This window comes from Paenibacillus praedii (assembly GCF_049725345.1).
Classification (GTDB): domain Bacteria; phylum Bacillota; class Bacilli; order Paenibacillales; family Paenibacillaceae; genus Pristimantibacillus.
The window spans coordinates 12291-29158 of sequence record NZ_JBMWAM010000007.1 but is presented as its reverse complement, the minus strand read 5'-3'; the positions used below and the strand labels follow the sequence as shown (position 1 = coordinate 29158).

Annotated in this window: 20 protein-coding genes; 5 read left to right on the top strand and 15 right to left on the bottom strand. The window is 49.9% G+C overall.

The genetic code is table 11. The features are described from left to right. Positions 1–51 precede the first annotated feature (51 nt). The 11 genes from ACO9K6_RS08575 to ACO9K6_RS08525 form a co-directional block, all read right to left on the bottom strand. Entirely contained in the window at positions 52–813 is a 762-nt protein-coding gene (locus tag ACO9K6_RS08575) for a TadE/TadG family type IV pilus assembly protein (RefSeq protein WP_424767139.1), read from the bottom strand. After that, entirely contained in the window at positions 806–991 is a 186-nt protein-coding gene (locus ACO9K6_RS08570) for a Flp1 family type IVb pilin (RefSeq protein ID WP_424767138.1), read from the bottom strand. The genes ACO9K6_RS08575 and ACO9K6_RS08570 overlap by 8 nt, the downstream gene beginning before the upstream one ends. 26 nt (positions 992–1017) lie before the next feature. Beyond that, the gene (locus tag ACO9K6_RS08565; RefSeq protein ID WP_424767137.1) at positions 1018–1905 is read right to left on the bottom strand and encodes a type II secretion system F family protein; all 888 of its coding nucleotides are present in this window, start codon (positions 1903–1905) and stop codon (positions 1018–1020) included. Positions 1906–1922: 17 nt separating this feature from the next. After that, on the bottom strand, positions 1923–2759 hold the full coding sequence (locus ACO9K6_RS08560) for a type II secretion system F family protein (protein ID WP_424767136.1): 837 nt from the start codon (positions 2757–2759) through the stop codon (positions 1923–1925). Positions 2760–2787: 28 nt separating this feature from the next. Further along, positions 2788–4023 carry a CpaF family protein gene (locus ACO9K6_RS08555; RefSeq protein ID WP_424767301.1) on the bottom strand — a complete coding sequence of 412 codons (1236 nt, stop codon included), beginning with the start codon at positions 4021–4023 and terminating at the stop codon, positions 2788–2790. A gap of 8 nt (positions 4024–4031) precedes the next feature. After that, positions 4032–5165: a P-loop NTPase family protein gene (locus ACO9K6_RS08550; protein WP_424767135.1), complete on the bottom strand. Its 1134-nt coding sequence runs from the start codon at positions 5163–5165 to the stop codon at positions 4032–4034. A 146-nt stretch (positions 5166–5311) separates the two neighbouring features. Further along, on the bottom strand, positions 5312–5953 hold the full coding sequence (fsa, locus tag ACO9K6_RS08545; RefSeq protein WP_424767134.1) for a fructose-6-phosphate aldolase: 642 nt from the start codon (positions 5951–5953) through the stop codon (positions 5312–5314). Between the two features lie 15 nt (positions 5954–5968). Next, complete coding sequence (gene ndk, locus ACO9K6_RS08540; protein WP_424767133.1) at positions 5969–6370, bottom strand: nucleoside-diphosphate kinase; 402 nt, start codon at positions 6368–6370, stop codon at positions 5969–5971. Positions 6371–6405: 35 nt separating this feature from the next. Continuing rightward, positions 6406–7206 carry a pyruvate, water dikinase regulatory protein gene (locus ACO9K6_RS08535; RefSeq protein ID WP_424767132.1) on the bottom strand — a complete coding sequence of 267 codons (801 nt, stop codon included), beginning with the start codon at positions 7204–7206 and terminating at the stop codon, positions 6406–6408. Next, entirely contained in the window at positions 7203–7874 is a 672-nt protein-coding gene (locus ACO9K6_RS08530; protein WP_424767131.1) for a CBS domain-containing protein, read from the bottom strand. The genes ACO9K6_RS08535 and ACO9K6_RS08530 overlap by 4 nt, the downstream gene beginning before the upstream one ends. A gap of 161 nt (positions 7875–8035) precedes the next feature. Beyond that, the gene (locus ACO9K6_RS08525; protein WP_424767130.1) at positions 8036–9817 is read right to left on the bottom strand and encodes a M3 family oligoendopeptidase; all 1782 of its coding nucleotides are present in this window, start codon (positions 9815–9817) and stop codon (positions 8036–8038) included. A gap of 114 nt (positions 9818–9931) precedes the next feature. Here ACO9K6_RS08525 and ACO9K6_RS08520 point away from each other — a divergent pair, with 114 nt between their 5' ends. After that, positions 9932–10102: a YycC family protein gene (locus ACO9K6_RS08520; RefSeq protein WP_424767129.1), complete on the top strand. Its 171-nt coding sequence runs from the start codon at positions 9932–9934 to the stop codon at positions 10100–10102. Beyond that, positions 10099–10329: a hypothetical protein gene (locus tag ACO9K6_RS08515; protein ID WP_424767128.1), complete on the top strand. Its 231-nt coding sequence runs from the start codon at positions 10099–10101 to the stop codon at positions 10327–10329. Before ACO9K6_RS08520 ends, ACO9K6_RS08515 begins: the two co-directional genes overlap by 4 nt. Positions 10330–10336: 7 nt before the next feature. Here ACO9K6_RS08515 and ACO9K6_RS08510 read toward each other — a convergent pair whose 3' ends face one another. Next, positions 10337–11077, bottom strand: coding sequence for a DUF2225 domain-containing protein (locus ACO9K6_RS08510; protein WP_424767127.1), 741 nt, complete (start codon positions 11075–11077; stop codon positions 10337–10339). 5 nt (positions 11078–11082) lie between these two features. Continuing rightward, positions 11083–11472 (bottom strand): globin domain-containing protein, encoded by a 390-nt coding sequence (locus tag ACO9K6_RS08505; RefSeq protein ID WP_424767126.1) that lies wholly within the window; start codon positions 11470–11472, stop codon positions 11083–11085. A gap of 494 nt (positions 11473–11966) precedes the next feature. On the opposite strand from ACO9K6_RS08505, the gene ylbJ reads away from it, so the two are divergent. Together ylbJ and ACO9K6_RS08495 are read left to right on the top strand one after the other, a co-directional pair. Further along, entirely contained in the window at positions 11967–12980 is a 1014-nt protein-coding gene (gene ylbJ, locus ACO9K6_RS08500) for a sporulation integral membrane protein YlbJ (RefSeq protein WP_424767125.1), read from the top strand. 95 nt (positions 12981–13075) lie between these two features. Then, positions 13076–13873 carry an NAD kinase gene (locus ACO9K6_RS08495; RefSeq protein WP_424767124.1) on the top strand — a complete coding sequence of 266 codons (798 nt, stop codon included), beginning with the start codon at positions 13076–13078 and terminating at the stop codon, positions 13871–13873. Positions 13874–13914: 41 nt separating this feature from the next. Here the strand turns inward: ACO9K6_RS08495 and ACO9K6_RS08490 are convergent, their stop codons facing one another. Further along, the gene (locus tag ACO9K6_RS08490; protein WP_424767123.1) at positions 13915–14664 is read right to left on the bottom strand and encodes a YutD family protein; all 750 of its coding nucleotides are present in this window, start codon (positions 14662–14664) and stop codon (positions 13915–13917) included. A 27-nt stretch (positions 14665–14691) separates the two neighbouring features. Next, the gene (lipA, locus tag ACO9K6_RS08485) at positions 14692–15636 is read right to left on the bottom strand and encodes a lipoyl synthase (protein ID WP_424767122.1); all 945 of its coding nucleotides are present in this window, start codon (positions 15634–15636) and stop codon (positions 14692–14694) included. Positions 15637–15758: 122 nt separating this feature from the next. On the opposite strand from lipA, the gene ACO9K6_RS08480 reads away from it, so the two are divergent. Next, entirely contained in the window at positions 15759–16823 is a 1065-nt protein-coding gene (locus ACO9K6_RS08480) for a M23 family metallopeptidase (RefSeq protein ID WP_424767121.1), read from the top strand. Positions 16824–16868 lie beyond the last annotated feature (45 nt).

Here is a 16868-nt window from a genome sequence, read left to right as displayed (position 1 = left end):
CACACCTCCTCTGTTTCCTTCAACGGCATGCCCATTACTCCGCCAACTGCTTTAGTTCCTGGTATTTCCTGTTCCTTTATAAGGAGCAAGAATTTCACCCGCGTGCGTATAAGCTTGATTCGCCCCGCCGCCTCCGTTTCCGAACTTCAAGGAGTAATAACGCACAAGATCTACGCTCCGAATAAATTCGACTGGATCAACAATTGTCGTCGCAGACACCGTCTTTGGCTCTCGCTTCAGCCAGCTTTGCTCAACTGGCTCCACCGACAATGGCTGCTTCAGCTTCACTTCAAGCTTCCGTAACAGAATGCCCCTCGAATAACTGATTTGTCCCTCGTACGCAAGCCCAGCTTGACCGAGCCATTGGCCTGCCTGCTGCATTTTACGCTCAGATAATTTAGCCTCGCTCCCTGCGATCGAATGATCGAGAGGAAGCGCAACTGTCGCTTCGGCATTGTCTCCTGCCAGACCAAAAAGGCTGCTAAGCATCTCATCCTCTCCTATACGCCAGTACAAGCTATCATAAGCCACGTTTGACAGCATGCTTGTGCTCGGATCACGATGGCTGTTATCCCAACTGAACGCAGCTCGCTCAGCCGTAATCGATGCGGCATAGTACAACACAACCTTCTGATACATGTACATACCGAAAATAATAAATAGCAGAATAAGCCCCATCAGCATTGGAAATATTAGAGTGGACTCCAGTGTAAAGCTGCCCTGCTCCTGCCGCAGCCACTTATGCAGTCTTTCTCTGGCACTGTTGCAGCGCAGCCCTCTCACAAGCTTCCCCCTGCCTGTCAGCTCAGCCAAATATTTTATCCGCTTCGTCGTCTGCTTTGCCCATCAGCCGCTCGATGAGCTCCACAATCCAATCCTTAAACAGCAGCGCAATGATAATGACTACCGCAATAATCAAAATGATTTCCAGCGTACCAAGGCCATCTTCCTCATTCCAAAATGTCTTCAACGCCTGTCCTATCTTTTTCATCTTCTCATCTTCCTCTCTATTATTAATCACGACATAAGCAGAACCGCCGGCGCAGCTACTAGAACCATAAGCACCAGAAGTATACCGACAAGCGGAAATACCAGCTTGGAGGAGGCTTCCTCTCCTCGCGATCTGGCGATCGCCTTGCGCTTCTCCCAGAGTGTATAAGACAGCTCACGAAGCGCAAGCACAAAATGCTCACCCCCGCGGCGGTAGTTCAAAAGCAATACCGTGGTGAAAACAGACACCTCCTGAACTGAGCAGCGTCTGTTAAATCGTTCGATGGCCGAGCTGAACGACTGTCCATTGCGCATACCAGAAACGACATCCAACCATTCCTTATAGAGCGGATGATAAATCATGTCCTTTCCATCCAAGCAGCGGGCCAGCGCTCGCTGTACCGTCTCGCCCGCTCCGACAAGCAGCATGAGCTTGCTTAACAGATCAGGCAGCTCCGTAATCATCTGCTGCTTGCGCTGCTCGACCTTCCTTCCAGCCTCCAGGAACGGCCGAATAGCAAATACAACCCCAAAAATCAACCCCATGAACAGAAGCAGCGGCTCCTGCCCCAGCAGACTGAGCCAAGCACAGCCTGTTAAAGCAACATAGCCATAGCCAACAGCCGCACCTGTCTCTTCCTTAGTCTGTTCGAGCGTCCAATCGCTTCCTTGGAGCAGAATCAACCTCATATGATAGCTGCCGAGTGGAAGCTGCAGGGAATCGAACACATGAAGACGCTCTAGCGAGCGTGTGAATGGTTCAATGATTATGATCCGTTTGAGCTGGAGCTTTCTGGATTTTCCAACACGTTTTATTCGTTTCATTAGCAGAAACCACAGCACATGCAGCGCCCTCCTGCCAGAGATGTAAAGCCATAACGACGTGAGTGTTAAGGCGGCTATCGCTGCAGCCATTCGACTCCCCCTCTCCTCTACATACGGATGTTCATCGTTCTTCCCATAATCCAGAAACAAAGAAGCAGCAGAAGGAGTGCACCTGTCAGTAATAAATAACCGACGCCCCCGTACAGAGGAGCCATATAATCAGGTGCAGCCAGGCCCAAAAAGGCCAGAAAAACGAACGGAACCGCCATCATAATTCGTCCCTCAAACCTTTTTTGAGCAAGCATGACGCTAATTTCCTGCTCAATTTCCAGCTTCTCGCCAATGATAACTGAGGTTCGCTTCATCACCTCAAGCAAATCGCCGCCAGAGCGCTTGCACGCAGCCAAAACATCTACGAATTGAGTAATTTCATCAATCTGCGCACGATCCGCAAAGTTGCGCAGCGCATATTCTAACGGTTCGGCATTGTCCAGACGAAAACGGATGATTTGAAATTCAAGCGACAGCTCAGTACGGGAATCCGGATAAAGCAGTGCCAAATCATCCAGCGTGGACAGAAAGGCATTCTCAAGCGAACGCCCCGCCGCAAGCGATGACGTTAACGAAAACAGCGCCTCCTTAAATTGCAGCTTCAGCCTTTCCTTCCGCATTATCAGCAACTTCTCCCGCCGGAATCGCGGCGCGATCATGGCAAGCATCGCCGCTAAGCATGCAAACACGATCGAATGATAAAACAAGTAAACAGCGGCGAATATGACTATCGCTGCGATCATAGCCGATAGCACAAACTGCTTGCGGCTCAAATGGAATTGTCCGTAATTCGTTAACAGACGCCCATCTCGCAGGCTCGCTATCGTCTCACCTCTTTCCCACCCGCACCATTCAAGCCAACTCTTCAAACGTCCTGGGCTCAACCGATTCACATGCTTTGCACCTCACCTCGTAAATAAATTATCCTGTTAAACCTCCACACAAGCTCTTTCCAGCCAGCTTCAGCTTCTCCGTCCGGAATAGGGTACTAGACGATCGCTTTAGCCCCCCAAGCACCTTGCCGTCTCTCTCGCCTTCCTCTTCAAACTGAAAAAGCGGATTAAGCAGCACCTCACCTGCTTCCACACCAATAACCTCGCAAATTTCCGTTACTTTTCGCGTGCGGTCTCGAAATCTCGACAGATGAATCACGATTTCAATGGCAGAAGCAATTTGTTGACGGATGACCTGAACTGGCAGCTCAGCAGCGCTTAGCACCATCGTCTCCAGCCGGGCCATCATATCCTTCGCACCATTGCTATGCCCAGTTGACATCGATCCAGCATGTCCCGTATTGAGTGCCTGCAGCATATCGAGCGCTTCCCCTCCGCGAACCTCTCCGACGATTATGCGATTAGGCCGCATCCGCAGCGAGGCTCTTATGAGATCGCGAATCGTAATCGCTCCTTTCCCTTCTGTGTTTGCATTGCGAGTTTCCAACGATACTAAATTGGGGAGCGTCCGAATTTGCAGCTCCGCCGAATCCTCGATTGTAACAATACGCTCGTCTGGCGAAATAAACTGTGACAGCGCATTAAGAAATGTCGTTTTTCCCGTCCCCGTACCTCCGCTTATAAAAATATTGTATTGCGATCCGATCATTTCCTTCAAAAATGCAGCAGCCTCCGGCGGCAGCGATCCAAGGGATACAAGCTGCTCCATCGTAAGCGGCTGCTCAGGAAACTTCCGAATCGTCATGCACGGGCCCCGAAGCGCAACCGGCGGCAGCACGACATGTACCCTGGACCCATCCTTGAGCCTTGCATCCACAATCGGCGACGATTCATTCACTACACGATTGACGCTCGCGACAACGGATTGGATCAAGTCCTCCAGCCTTTCTCTGCTTTCAAAGGAAACAGGCAGCAAAGTCATTTGTCCTTTGCGTTCCACGAAAATTTCGGCGTGATGGTTAATCATAATTTCACTGACCTCAGCATCCTCCATCAATGGCTGCAAAATATCGAGACCTCTAAAGGAATGGAACAGTCTGCGGACCAGCTTCACCTTCTCGGTAGCTGTAAGCGGATGCTGCTCGCACCACTCGAACACCGTTTCTTCAGCCATTCGCATCAGGCTATCATCTGACAATGCTCCGCTAAAACTGATTTTCGAGCGGATCCTGTCCCGCAGCTCAAGTACCGCTTTATCTGTCAGCAATTTCACTACTCCTTCCCATAAACGTATTTGAACAGCTTATCTGCAGCAGCCCTGAAAATCGGTGACGACAGCAGTGTCACATGAGCTGCACCGCGCCATTCAGACACCTCAGGCAATAGAACAGGGGCATATCTTAAAACATCCTGCCCTCTTCCTGACAAGTTATCAGCAGGCGTCGTATGATTCCTGACGAAGGAAAGCTTGCGCTTCAGCCTAACAAACCGCTCGCCCCACTTCTGCTCCGCATACCGCACTGCTATCTGCTGCTTGCTTCGCACGGAGCTGTTATCATTGATTAACCAGAGCACCTTGTCAGACTTCTCTAAGATGGCCATATGAAGCTCCTCCAAGCTCTCGTCCAAATCAATGACGATAAGATCATATTGGCTGCTCCCGGCAATCGCTCCTAACAGATTGAGCGCATCCTCCGCGCATAAGGTAAGACGATCCTCGAGATTTGAGCATGGCGCTAAATAATCCCCCTTGAGCAGCGGGTTATGCTTCCGATGCTCCATTAGCCAGCCTATGGATTGCTCAGGCTGCGATTTTAAACCGTATAGCAGTTCAGACAGCCCTTCACTCGTACTTGCTTCTCCCTCAGGAGAACCCAGCCATTGGTCCGATGAATTCCATCTCTCTAAATTCAGGTAAAAGGTTCTGCAGCGATGAGAGCTGGCGGCATGCGCAAGATGCAAAGCCAGCGCAGTCTTCCCCATTCCGCCCGAAGCAGAATAGACTGAAATGATCTTCACTCCCTCTGCCTTCCCGGCGTCAGCCGTCAGTTGAGCAGAAGGATTGACCAATCTCGCATAAATTTCCGATAATCGCTGCAAAAGCAGCGGAAGCGGCTGATACTGATGCAGCTCCTGCTCCTCCTTGCTTTCTCCAAGCTTCAGCACCAAAGACACCGTTGGTATCGAAGGGAAGGTTCCTCTCTTCCTCAGCTCACTCAACAGCTCCGGCTGCGCTGCCAGCAAATCAATATTGTAGCCCTGCTTCACGTATGCCAGACACGCCTCCGCATGTGTAAAAGCGATTACCTGCCACTGGTCCCCAAGCGGACTATCACGAACATAATCGGCTAAGCGCTTCAAGTACTCCTGCTCCTTAACCGCCACCGCCAGCTGATATTTCTTCAATCCCTGCTCCTCCCCTCAGCTTAGAAAAAAACAAAAAAAGCACCATATAAGGCGCAGCAATCTGCAGCCTAATACGGTGCTTCCGTGTTTGAATTGTATCTTTTCATAAAATTTACCATACCCTAAAACGATCCGTCAACCTGTATTTATTTCTGCTTGCTCCAGTCGCTTAAAAACTTCTCGATACCGATATCGGTAAGAGGATGCTTCCACAGCGACGGCAGGATCGAACCAGGGATCGTCGCAATATGCGCGCCCGCAATTGCAGCCTGCTCGAGATGGCCGATATGACGGATGCTTGCAACTATAATTTCAGTAGCATAGCCATAATTGCGAATAATGGCGTTCAGATCGCGAACCAGCTTCATCCCCTCTGCGCCAATATCATCGAGCCGTCCAACGAACGGGCTGATGAAGGTGGCTCCTGCTTTGGCAGCCATCAGGCCTTGTGCCGCTGAGAACACAAGCGTAACATTGGTCTTGATCCCCTTCTCTGACAGCGCATGCGCCGCGAACAGGCCATCCTCGGTGAGCGGCAGCTTAATGACGACATTAGGTGCCCATTCCGCTATTTCATAAGCTTCCTTCAGCATATCTTCAGCCTTCGTGCCGATAACTTCTGCGCTGACGGGACCAGATACGATGCTGCAAATTTCCTGGATGACTTGTTTAAAATCCCGTCCTTCCTTCGCGATGAGCGAAGGATTAGTTGTAACCCCATCAACGAGCCCAAGCTTGGCAATCCGTTTAATTTCCTCAACGTTCGCTGTATCCAAGAAAAATTTCATATCCGGTCATCTCCTTTATTTTCTAAAAAATAGTTGGATTTCCCGCTCTGCGCTCTCAGGAGAGTCTGAGCCATGTATGATGTTGCTTGCCACGTCGATCGCAAAATCTCCTCGAATCGTCCCTGCAAGCGCTTCTGACGGATTGGTCGCTCCGATCAGCGCTCTTGCATTCTTGATCGCATCCTTGCCTTCCCAAATCATGGCGAAGATAGGACCCGAAACAATAAAGTCGACTAGCTCGTCAAAAAATACTTTGGAGCGTAAATGCTCATAGTGCTGCTCCGCATGCTCTCTCGATAACTGCATAACCTTCGCATCCGCCAGCTTAAAGCCTTTTTCCTCGAAGCGCGCCACAATGCGGCCTACCAGTCCGCGTGCAAATCCGTCTGGCTTAACCATTACAAACGTTCTATCCATGTAGAATTCCCCCTTATCTCTAACGGTATAGCCATTTATTTATTAAGCCATTCAACAATGATACCGGCCGTTTCTTCAATTGCCCGATTTGTTACGTCTATAACGGGGCATTCGAGTGCCTTCATGACGGATTCCGCATAATCAAGCTCCTCTTGAATACGTTCGGCATTGGCATATTGCGCCGTTGCCGGCAGCCCCAGCGTCTTCAGCCGCTCTGAACGAATTTCGAGCAAATGCTCCGCTTGCATCGTAAGTCCAACAACCAAACGACCAGGCGTTGGCTTTAGCTCCTCAGGAGGTTTCACCTCAGGCATAAGCGGTAAATTCGCTGTCTTAATCCCCTTGTGGGACAAAAAAATGCTGAGCGGCGTCTTTGATGTACGGGATACGCCAATGAGCACCACCTGTGCCTGCACAAAGCCGCGCGCATCTTTGCCATCATCATATTTCACCGCAAATTCAATCGCATCCATCCGTCGGTGGTAAGCATCGTCAATGGAGTGCAGCAGGCCAGGTTCGCGCTTCGGAAAGCTTCCAAACGTATCGACGTATGCCTGCATCATTGGTCCCATCACATCAACAGCACGCACCTCGAGCCTAACCGCTTCTTCCTTCATCAGCTCACGCAGCTCCGGCTGTACAAGCGTATAGCTTATAAATCCGCCTGTGCAGGCGGCTTCCGCGACGATGCGGACAATCTCTTCCTCAGACTTCAAATGACCGTACCGTTTAATTTTCACATGCTCCGATGCAAATTGACGCAAAGTAGCTTTCGCTACTGCTTCAGCCGTCTCGCCGACCGCATCAGAGCATACATAAATCGTTTGCTGTGTCATAAATCCGGCTCCTCCAATTCCCCTACCGACGCGATGTCCGCCATCAGACGTATAATGTTCGACTTCGATACCCAGCCGGTTACTTCCGGATCCCCAGCTTGCTCCTCCCAGGGGACGATAACGGGCAGGCAATCTACCTGATGGAGCGACATTTTGCGAATCGCATCCATGACAGATTCATCGGGCATTAGCGTTACGATGTTCGGATAGCGGGTCATCACCATACTGACGGGAATGGCTGCGGCACCAGCATTTCCAAGCGTAATTTTTAACAAATCTTTAGGTGTCACAATACCGACAAAACGCTTCTGATCATTAACGACCAACAGCGTGTCAGCATTCTCAGTAAACAGCGTAACGACAGCGTCATGCACCGAAAGGGAGTCAGGCACATTTACAGGAACACCTTGCACCTCCCTAACCTTTAAAGCGTTAAATTGCTGCAGAGGCTCCCTGTTCGATCGGTAATTATTTCCTAGAAAATAACCGACCTTCGGCTTCGCATCAAGCAGTCCAAGCATGACCAGAAGTGACAAATCCGAGCGCAGCGTCGGCCGGCTGACGCCCAAATATTCTGCCAATTGCTCACCGGTAATCGGCGCATGCCTCTTCACGAGCTCAAGAAGCTCCAATTGACGTGTGGATAGCTGAATCTTACTCCCCTCCATTTCTTATATGAGTCATAATTAATTGATATAATACGATTATTCGATAAATAATATATCATATTAAATTTTATCGTACAACAAATAGAATATGATTTTCACCTCGCAAAAAAAGCTCCCCCGCTCACAGAATCCTCTGCGGGCAGGACAGCCTATTTAAATCGTTATTCGTTCGTCATTTCAATAAACTGCTCTACATCAATGGCTGTCAATGCGACCGCTTCCCGCCAGAAATCGATCTCCTCCACATTTACGTCAAGATGCTCCTTGGCCAGCTGCTCTACGCTCATCCGGCCAGTATCCCGCAGCAGAGCATCGTAGCGTTCTTTGAAGGCTGGTCCTTCCTTAAGCGCTTTAGCATAAATCCCAGCACTGAACAAATACCCGAATGTATACGGGAAATTATAGAATGGTACATCGGTTAAATAGAAATGCAGCTTTGAAGCCCAGAAATGCGGATGCGTCTCACCGAGCATATCACAATAAGCTTCCCGCTGAGCAGCCTCCATGATGGTATTCAGTTCTTCAACAGGAACAAGCCCCTCCTTACGGCGGTCATAGAACCTTGTTTCAAACAAGAAACGGGCATGAATGTTCATAAAAAAAGCTACAGAGCGCTGAATTTTATCCTCCAGCAAGCCTAGCTTCTCCTCAGGATCCGCCGCTGCCTTCATTGCGCAATCTGATACGATAAGCTCCGCAAACGTTGAGGCCGTCTCTGCTACATTCATAGCATACTCCTGAGACAAGGCCGGCAGATCATTCATCACATGCTGATGATAGGCATGACCGAGCTCATGCGCGAGCGTCGAGATGTTCGAAGCCGTACCCGAATAGGTCATAAAAATACGCGTCTGGCCGCTCTTCGGAAATGCCGTACAGAAGCCTCCTGGCCGCTTGCCTGCACGATCCTCGGCTTCAATCCATGCTTCGCGGAAAGCCATGTCGGAGAAATCGGCCAGCTCCGTGCTAAAGGTCCGGAATTGCTCAACAATAAACGATGCCGCCTTGTCATATGCGACGGTCCGCGTTGCGGAGCCGATTGGCGCTTCTATGTCATGCCAATCAAGCTTCTCTACGCCAAGCAGCTTCGCTTTGCGCTCCAAGTACCGAACAAGCACCTGCTTGCTCTCCACGATTGCAGCCCACATCGCCTGCAGCGTCGCAACGCTCATACGGTTCATTTGCAGCGGCTCTTGCAGCACCGATTCCCACCCGCGCTTTTCGTACAGCTTTAGACGAAACCCGGAAATGCGATTCAACGTCTCTGCGCAGAGCTCTGCTTGCTCCGACCATTCGCGCTCCCATTCCGCGAAGGCTGCCTGCCGCACAGCACGGTCCCCATCAGAAAGCCGATTTTGCATTTGTCCTGCCGATAGAACCTTCATCTCCTCGTCCTTGCCGACAACATTAAACTTTGCTCTCGAAACAATCAGATTGTAATAATCGCCCCAGCCATGATACCCGTCAACTGCCAGGTCTCCGGCGAGCGCTTCCAGCTCTGGAGCCATCTTCCGCTTGGCAAGCTCTCGCCGCTCAGCAAGATTGAAGGAAACGGCAGACAACTCCCCCTGCTCCAGCAGCTTGCTCCACTGCGCATCATCAAGTCCGCGAAGCGCATTATCAAACCGGGTAAGGACACCCAAAAACTTCGCGGCCAAAGTCTTTACTCGATCATTGAGCATGCTTGCTGCAGAATCCTTGATATTTTGCGCTAATAAGCATGAGACGAAGGATTCTGATTGCCGCAAGCGCAGCAGCACGCTTTGCAGCAGCTCCACGATAAGCGACAGCTCAGCAGCAGCTATAGGAGACTCTCCATCAAGCAATTGATCAAGCTTGGCAATATCTTCTCCAATTCCCTTCAGCTCTTCAGCGAAAGCGGCTGAGCCCGCGCCTCCCTTATAAAAAACGTCTAAATCCCAGCTTTGCGGATAATTTTCCATCCTCTGCTCACATCCTCTCCAATAAAAAAAGCCGAGAAGCGTCCGCGTTTTTAATTGCGCAAACCTTCTCGGCGGTGTATAACTTAATTATATCCAGATTGGAGGTATTACACCATGTCTAAACCTTTGCAAATATCAGCCGACACGGCTGTTAAGCTGGCAGAACAGCTTGGCGTGCCGATCGAGCATTTGATGCATATGCCGCGCCATATTCTGCTTCAGAAGCTCGCGGAGTTGGCCAAAAATGATTCACCGGCATCCACAGAGAGCGAAAAAAAATCATGATTCCGTTCGAGAGAGCATGGCCCTATGACATCGTTATGGGCGACCTCTATGTTGCCAGCTGTCCCTTCTGCGAAACAGAAAATGTACTGCTGCCCGTGCGTCCGTCAGAGCTTCAGGACATTCGGGACGGGATGAAGCGCCTGCTCGTATTTCCATGCTGCTATAATAAAGTAACCATTCTAGACGCAGATCAGGATTACCTGCTGACCGACCGAACGTTGCGCTAAGGTCTCATTAAGCCGATGTAGAGACCGTATGATCGGTCTGCGCGTTATTGTCCTCTTGAGATTCGTCGCCGGACGAGCTTAATCGTCTGGCTTCCATCTCCTCGCGAATAAACTGCCATTGCTCACGGCATGCCCGTATCATTGACGCATCAACGATTTTCTTATCATTCACGACTCGCGAGAACCACCGCACCGCCTCGTTCTCCTCGCCAATGCGACGATTAAGCTCACCGATAAGATACATAAGCTTAGCATTGTTAAGCGAGACTCCCTCCGACTCGTAGACGCGAACATAGGCTTGAAGGGCGAACCGCAAAAATCTTTTTTCCTCATGATGATTCGCTTCATAACGATACAGCCATGCGATGTGGTGCAGGATGCCCGCGATAACACGGTCCTTTTCTCCTACAGCTTGAGCGGAAAGGAGCGCAAGCTTATAGCTTGCCATAGCCTGCTGGGCGCTGCGCTCACTTGAAAAATCCTGGTTTTTCCAGTGTGAGCCGATTTTCTCCATGTATTGCTTTTTCTGCAGATCGTTCAGACGCTCTAATCCATTCTCAGTCGAAGCAAAGCCGCAGTTCGGGCAAACCCTAACGACATAGAAATCGGGGTTGACCTCTGCCTTGTAGTAGCCGCAAAAATCGGCATCCGTCTTTATCGCTCTCTTAAAGCTTGGTCTAACACGCGAGGTCATAAAGATTTGTTCGCAGCAGGTGCATTCGATTTTTGATTGGTAGAGCGGTTCCATAACGATCACGTCTCCTCTTCTGATGTATTTACAAAATGATGTGCAGGTCCGGATAGTCTGTCTATAACAATCGCTTGCAGTTGTTCATCTATACCCACTTCTTGCAGTGCTCTTCGCATACACTCCAACCACGCTTGCGCACGTTCCGGTGTGATCGGGAAAGGTAAATGTCTGGCCCTCATCATCGGATGGCCGTATTGATCGGAATAAAGCGACGGTCCTCCGAAAAACTGGGTCAAAAATAAATATTGTTTCTCTATAACAGGATCAATATCTTCTGGAAATAGCGGTCCAATTAATGGATGGGCTTGTACTTTTGGGTAGAATGATTCAACTATTAGTCTTAAAGTATCAGGTCCGCCCAACGCTTCATAAAGGCTTATATTCCTATTCATCGTCAAATTCATCTCCAAAGTTTAGGTATTAAGAATTATACCATAATTTTTTTTTGTTGAACAAAAAAAAGCCCGCAGCATGAGATGCGGGCCTTGTCATTTGCTAAGTACTGCATGGCTTATTAGCCTTCATAATCCTCTTCACCAGGTGCTGTAAGAGATTCTCGAATGACATAGACAAATGCACAAACCAGAATGCCAGCGATTATACTCATTCTCATCACTCCAACCGTTTCAAAGGTAATTCTATTGTAACATAAATCATCAAGGAATCCAGCTTTTTTGCAAGCGTTTTCTTTTTGAGGAAATTATTTTTTGGAATAGGGAAGTGATGGCTGTCCAGCTTTTGGCATATACGTGTAGGAAGGGTTGTACTGCAGTGGCTTGCGGCTGCTGCCCTATTAGGTTAATTCAAGGAGGCGGTCAATCTGCTCCGCACGTTCGCCCATCCTTTATCCCTAACTGCATTTAGCGCTCTGCTTATCGCACTTCTCATGGCCATCTTTCCTACAGAAGCGATAAATGCTTCTTTGCGAGGACTCTCCATCTGGTGGCAAGTGCTGTTTCCGGCTTTATTTCCCTTTTTCGTTATTTCGGAAATGCTGCTCGGCTTCGGTATCGTACATTTTTTCGGCAAGCTGTTAGATCCGCTTATGAGACCGTTATTCCGACTTCCCGGTATCGGCGGGTTCATCGTAACCATGGGCTACATATCCGGGTATCCGGTTGGGGCAAGACTTACGGCGCAGCTATGGGAGCAGCGCCTTGTCTCAAGGGCTGAAGGAGAGCGCCTTGTTGCGTTCACGACGACATCGGATCCTATATTTCTAATCGGAGCCGTATCCGTCGGCTTCTTCCAAAATGTTGCGCTTGCGCCCCTGCTTGCCGCAGCCCATTATGGGGGCGGACTGCTGATCGGCTTCCTGATGCGCTTCCACGATCGTCATGCGCCTGATTCGTCAGCCAACAAGCCTCAGCATAATGCGCGAACGGCGAAGCTTTATCGACCGTCCCGCATTGCTGAGGCGCTCAGAGCGATGCATCAAGCCAGACTGCTGGATGGAAGAGCCCTCGGAAAGCTTTTGCAGGATTCGGTGCAATCCGCGCTTAAACTGATGATCGTCGTGGGAGGGCTGGTCGTTTTTTTCTCCGTAGTCATGGAGATGCTCACCCATGCCGGCATTGTGGAGGCGCTTGCTGAAGCGCTGCGCGCTTTATTCGGTCTAATCGGTCTGCCGAAGCCGCTCGCAGATGCAGGCGTATATGGCTTGTTTGAGGTTACGTTAGGCGCTCGGGCGGCAGGCACAGCAGGTACCGGGCTGATGCATCAAGCGGCGGTTGCCGCGTGGGTTCTCTCGTGGGGAGGCTTGTCGGTCCACGCTCAAATCGCCAGTCTGATAAGCAGGACGGACCTGCGGTACCGCCCATTTATTTTAGCAAGATTGCTCCATGGTTTTATTGCCGTTGCACTTGTTTATTTACTTTGGGGCTGGTTAGGTCCCTCGTAGGATTAGCAGACATACAGAAAAAGGCCGGCTCATTGAATTCGAGCGCAATTTCCTTTAATATCTTAGATACTAAGAGTTCGGAAGGAGATTTACCTTTGAAGTATGCGGTAATCGATCGAGGCGATTCATTATCCCAATCATTAGCAGAGAAATTCCACGCTTTGGCGGCAGAACGCGGATTTATCCGGAATGAAGAAGCACCTGAAATCGTCATCTCCATTGGAGGAGACGGGACGCTGCTGCAAGCTTTTCATAATTATGTTGACCAAATCACAGATGTTGCTTTTGTCGGAGTTCACACCGGCCATCTTGGCTTCTATGCCGATTGGCAATCAGACGAGCTCGAGGAACTCGTCGTAATGATGGCCAATGAGACACCGAGAATCGCTCGATATCCGCTAGCCCAAATCGAGGTTGAGACACTGGCGGAACACCGCAACTACTTATCTTTGAATGAATTTACGCTCAAGGGCGTTGACGGCACACTCGTCGCTCAAATCAATATTAATGATGAAATGTTCGAAATGTTCCGCGGTGACGGAATTGTCATATCCACCCCTTCGGGAAGCACAGCTTATAACAAAAGTCTGGGCGGTGCGATCGTCCATCCATCAATCGAATCTTTGCAAATCGCAGAGATCGCATCCATCAACAATCGCGTGTATCGTACGCTTGGCTCGTCTGTGCTGCTGCCGCAGCATCATCACTGCGACATTATTTCAAAGAAGGAGCAGCGCATACAGCTAACAATCGACCACCTGAGCATTATGAGCAGTGACATACGCTCCATTCGCTGCAGCGTATCCAGCCGAAAGGTCAGCTTTGCCCGCTATCGCCCATTCCCCTTCTGGAATCGTGTCCGTGAAGCATTCCTTGGCTATGATGTAAAATAATCTTCCCCTATAGAAAGAGAAAGAGACACCTTGCACTCCATTTAGGAGTGCTCGGTGCCTTTTTTGTTAGGCCCATTGTTTCCTGCGGCTGCCGCTGCCGTTTCGTTCGCTGCCAGCCGGAACGGCTTTTTGCCCCGCTGATCATTACCTCGATTGTTTTTGCGCTGCGGATAATCTCGCTTGCCGCTTCCGTTGCGATGCTCGCCATTGCCACGGCTTTCGCTTCCGTCCATTCCCTCGACCGCATTGCTTTGATCGCCGCCGCTGCGATTCTCATTGCTGTGACGATTAGAGCCGTTATGACGATGATTCCCTCGGTTACCACGGCTATGTCTCTCATGCAATGATGCAAAAGCGTTTTCTCTAGTGCTTGCCACCTCATCTTCAGCGGAGTCCTCCGCCTCGATGGCTGCCGAGTAGCCTGCCTCTACCGCCGCTCGAATATCTGCTGCTTCAAGTCTTGGCCTTTGATCATCATCATCCAAATCATAGTCATCAGGTTCCTTCTTTGTGCTTTGCGTTTTTTCAAGAATGAAATAAGCGCAGCCAAAGTTGCAATATTCATTGATATAATCGGACATGCTTGAAAAATTGCAATCTTTTGTAGCCTTCTGATGGTTATCACGGAAGAAGCCCTTCAGGCGAAGCTGATTATAACCCCAATCGCCTATGATGAAATCATAACGCTCAAGCACTTCACTGTATCGATCGCGAAAAGCTTCCGCATTAAAGCCATTTCGATTTTCATGTACCAATTCATAGGCTTTGCCGCCGATATGAATCAAACCCATATTTTACACCTCATCCTAGAGCGTCGATTACATGCTGCTCGAGCAAGAGCCGGAGGAAACCTCACGGTCAAAACCTACCTGGACGGCTTCAGCTGCTATAGCCGCGTGTGCCGAATCAGTTTGCTCGTGCGCATGGTAAGAGCTGCGTACTAATGGTGCGGATTCCACGTGGCGGAAGCCGCGCTTCAGCCCTTCTTCTTTCAATTTCGCGAATTCGTCCGGGTGAACATAACGTGCAATCGGCAAATGGTTAGGCGTCGGCTGCAGGTATTGTCCCAAGGTTAAAATATTAACGTCTACCGCGCGTAAATCATCCATCGTCTGCAAAATTTCATCCCACTCCTCACCTACGCCAAGCATGATGCTCGACTTGGTAGGAATTTTGGGCTTCATTTCCTTCGCTCGCTTGAGCAGCTCCATCGTTCTGCTGTACTTCGCTTTCGCTCGAACGCGATCGGATAGTCTCTCAACCGTCTCTACATTATGATTTAGAATATCCGGATTCGCATCCATCACGATTTGCAGCGCCTCTTTGTTGCCTAGAAAATCGGGGATAAGCACCTCGACTCGGCAAAATGGCACCCGCTTGCGAATCGCGTGAACGGTTGCCGCAAATATCGATGCGCCGCCATCCTTCAAATCATCGCGAGCTACGGATGTAACGACGCAGTGCTGCAAGCCCATTTGCTCTGCAGCTTCTGCCACGCGCTCCGGCTCATCCAAATCAAGCTCGGTCGGCATGCCGGTCTTCACCGCGCAGAAGCGGCAGGCGCGTGTACAAATGTCGCCTAAAATCATAAAGGTAGCTGTTCGATTCGACCAGCATTCATAAATATTCGGGCAGCGCGCTTCCTCACAAACCGTATGCAAGGTTTTGGAGCGCATCATATCTTTGATCTCGGCATAGTTGCCGTCTGTTGCTAGTTTTATGCGAAGCCAGTCCGGCTTTTTGAGAGTCTCTTGCTGTTTCATTCGGCATTACCTGCTTTCAAGTTCATTTATAAGTCCTAAACTCATGGATTAATTATAACAGATTTCGAATAAAAACCAATGATTTGCAAAACATAACGTTATAACCGTCACGGCTTGAAAGGGTGAGACGTTTGAAACTGACTACAGCATTAGCAGCCGCTTTGACCGCAGCCTTTTTGCTCTCCGTGACGCCGGCGAGCAAAGCGCTCGCTTCCCCCGCTTCAATTAAACAGAAAGAAGCGGTTAAAGAGCAAGCGGCATTGGCAGAGCCGGATCTTCTTCAGGCAAGAAAAAGCTTGTACGACAAGCTAAGCTTAGTGACTGAAGTTCCTTGGTTTTGGATAGCGGCAATCGACCAATATGAACGTTCCATGTCGAAGGTAAAACCGAAGGTAAGACCTATGCTTGGATCAACGGTAGGGGTATTCATTGATCAAGAGCGATGGGCAGGGCCATTAAATCCGAATTCCGAGGACAGCATTCCTTTTTCGATTCGCTGGTTTAACGGCATCGGACGTGACGGCGATGGCAACGGACAGGCAGAGCGATCCAGCGATGTTGATCTGCTTTATTCGCTCGTCAAACATATTACGACCTTCGGCACTACGGAGGATGATTTCAGCATCGGACTTTGGGAGTATTATCAGAACAACCGCGCCGTACAGCGCATTCAGCAATTTGCCCGCATTTATGCCGCATTCGGTCATCTCGATCTTTTTGAGCACGCTTTTCCCCTGCCGCTTAGTGCTGACTACGCATACCGGGACACTTGGGGGACGGGGAGAAGCTGGGGCGGTCGGCGAACGCATGAAGGCACGGACATTTTCGCAAGGCATGGCGTTCCAGTAAGAAGCACCTGCTACGGCGTCATCGAGGTAAAGGGCTGGAACCCCTATGGTGGCTGGCGTATCGGCATACGCGACTTGAATAATTTCTATCACTATTACGCCCATTTGTCCGGATATGAAAAATTGCTCAATATCGGTGATGTCGTCAAGCCGGGGCAAGTGATTGGCTGGGTTGGCAGCTCCGGCTATGGAAAGCCTGGCACGCAGGGCAAGTTTCCGCCTCACCTGCACTACGGGGTGTACAGCGATCGCGGCTTGATCGAGTGGTCGTTCGATCCCTATCCGATGTTAAAGCGGTGGGAGCAGGCAGAGCGCAAACGCAATCGATCCGCAAAATAAGCATAAAACATGAAGACAAGCCTTCGTATTACGCTATGACAGAAG

Coding starts and splice junctions, on each gene's coding strand:
- ACO9K6_RS08570 (WP_424767138.1), bottom strand. CDS start 991: ATGAAAAAGATAGGACAGGCGTTGAAGACATTTTGGAATGAGGAAGAT.
- ACO9K6_RS08565 (WP_424767137.1), bottom strand. CDS start 1,905: ATGGCTGCAGCGATAGCCGCCTTAACACTCACGTCGTTATGGCTTTAC.
- fsa (WP_424767134.1), bottom strand. CDS start 5,953: ATGAAATTTTTCTTGGATACAGCGAACGTTGAGGAAATTAAACGGATT.
- ndk (WP_424767133.1), bottom strand. CDS start 6,370: ATGGATAGAACGTTTGTAATGGTTAAGCCAGACGGATTTGCACGCGGA.
- ACO9K6_RS08535 (WP_424767132.1), bottom strand. CDS start 7,206: ATGACACAGCAAACGATTTATGTATGCTCTGATGCGGTCGGCGAGACG.
- ACO9K6_RS08530 (WP_424767131.1), bottom strand. CDS start 7,874: ATGGAGGGGAGTAAGATTCAGCTATCCACACGTCAATTGGAGCTTCTT.
- ACO9K6_RS08525 (WP_424767130.1), bottom strand. CDS start 9,817: ATGGAAAATTATCCGCAAAGCTGGGATTTAGACGTTTTTTATAAGGGA.
- ACO9K6_RS08520 (WP_424767129.1), top strand. CDS start 9,932: ATGTCTAAACCTTTGCAAATATCAGCCGACACGGCTGTTAAGCTGGCA.
- ACO9K6_RS08515 (WP_424767128.1), top strand. CDS start 10,099: ATGATTCCGTTCGAGAGAGCATGGCCCTATGACATCGTTATGGGCGAC.
- ACO9K6_RS08510 (WP_424767127.1), bottom strand. CDS start 11,077: ATGGAACCGCTCTACCAATCAAAAATCGAATGCACCTGCTGCGAACAA.
- ACO9K6_RS08505 (WP_424767126.1), bottom strand. CDS start 11,472: ATGAATAGGAATATAAGCCTTTATGAAGCGTTGGGCGGACCTGATACT.
- ylbJ (WP_424767125.1), top strand. CDS start 11,967: ATGGCCATCTTTCCTACAGAAGCGATAAATGCTTCTTTGCGAGGACTC.
- ACO9K6_RS08490 (WP_424767123.1), bottom strand. CDS start 14,664: ATGGGTTTGATTCATATCGGCGGCAAAGCCTATGAATTGGTACATGAA.
- lipA (WP_424767122.1), bottom strand. CDS start 15,636: ATGAAACAGCAAGAGACTCTCAAAAAGCCGGACTGGCTTCGCATAAAA.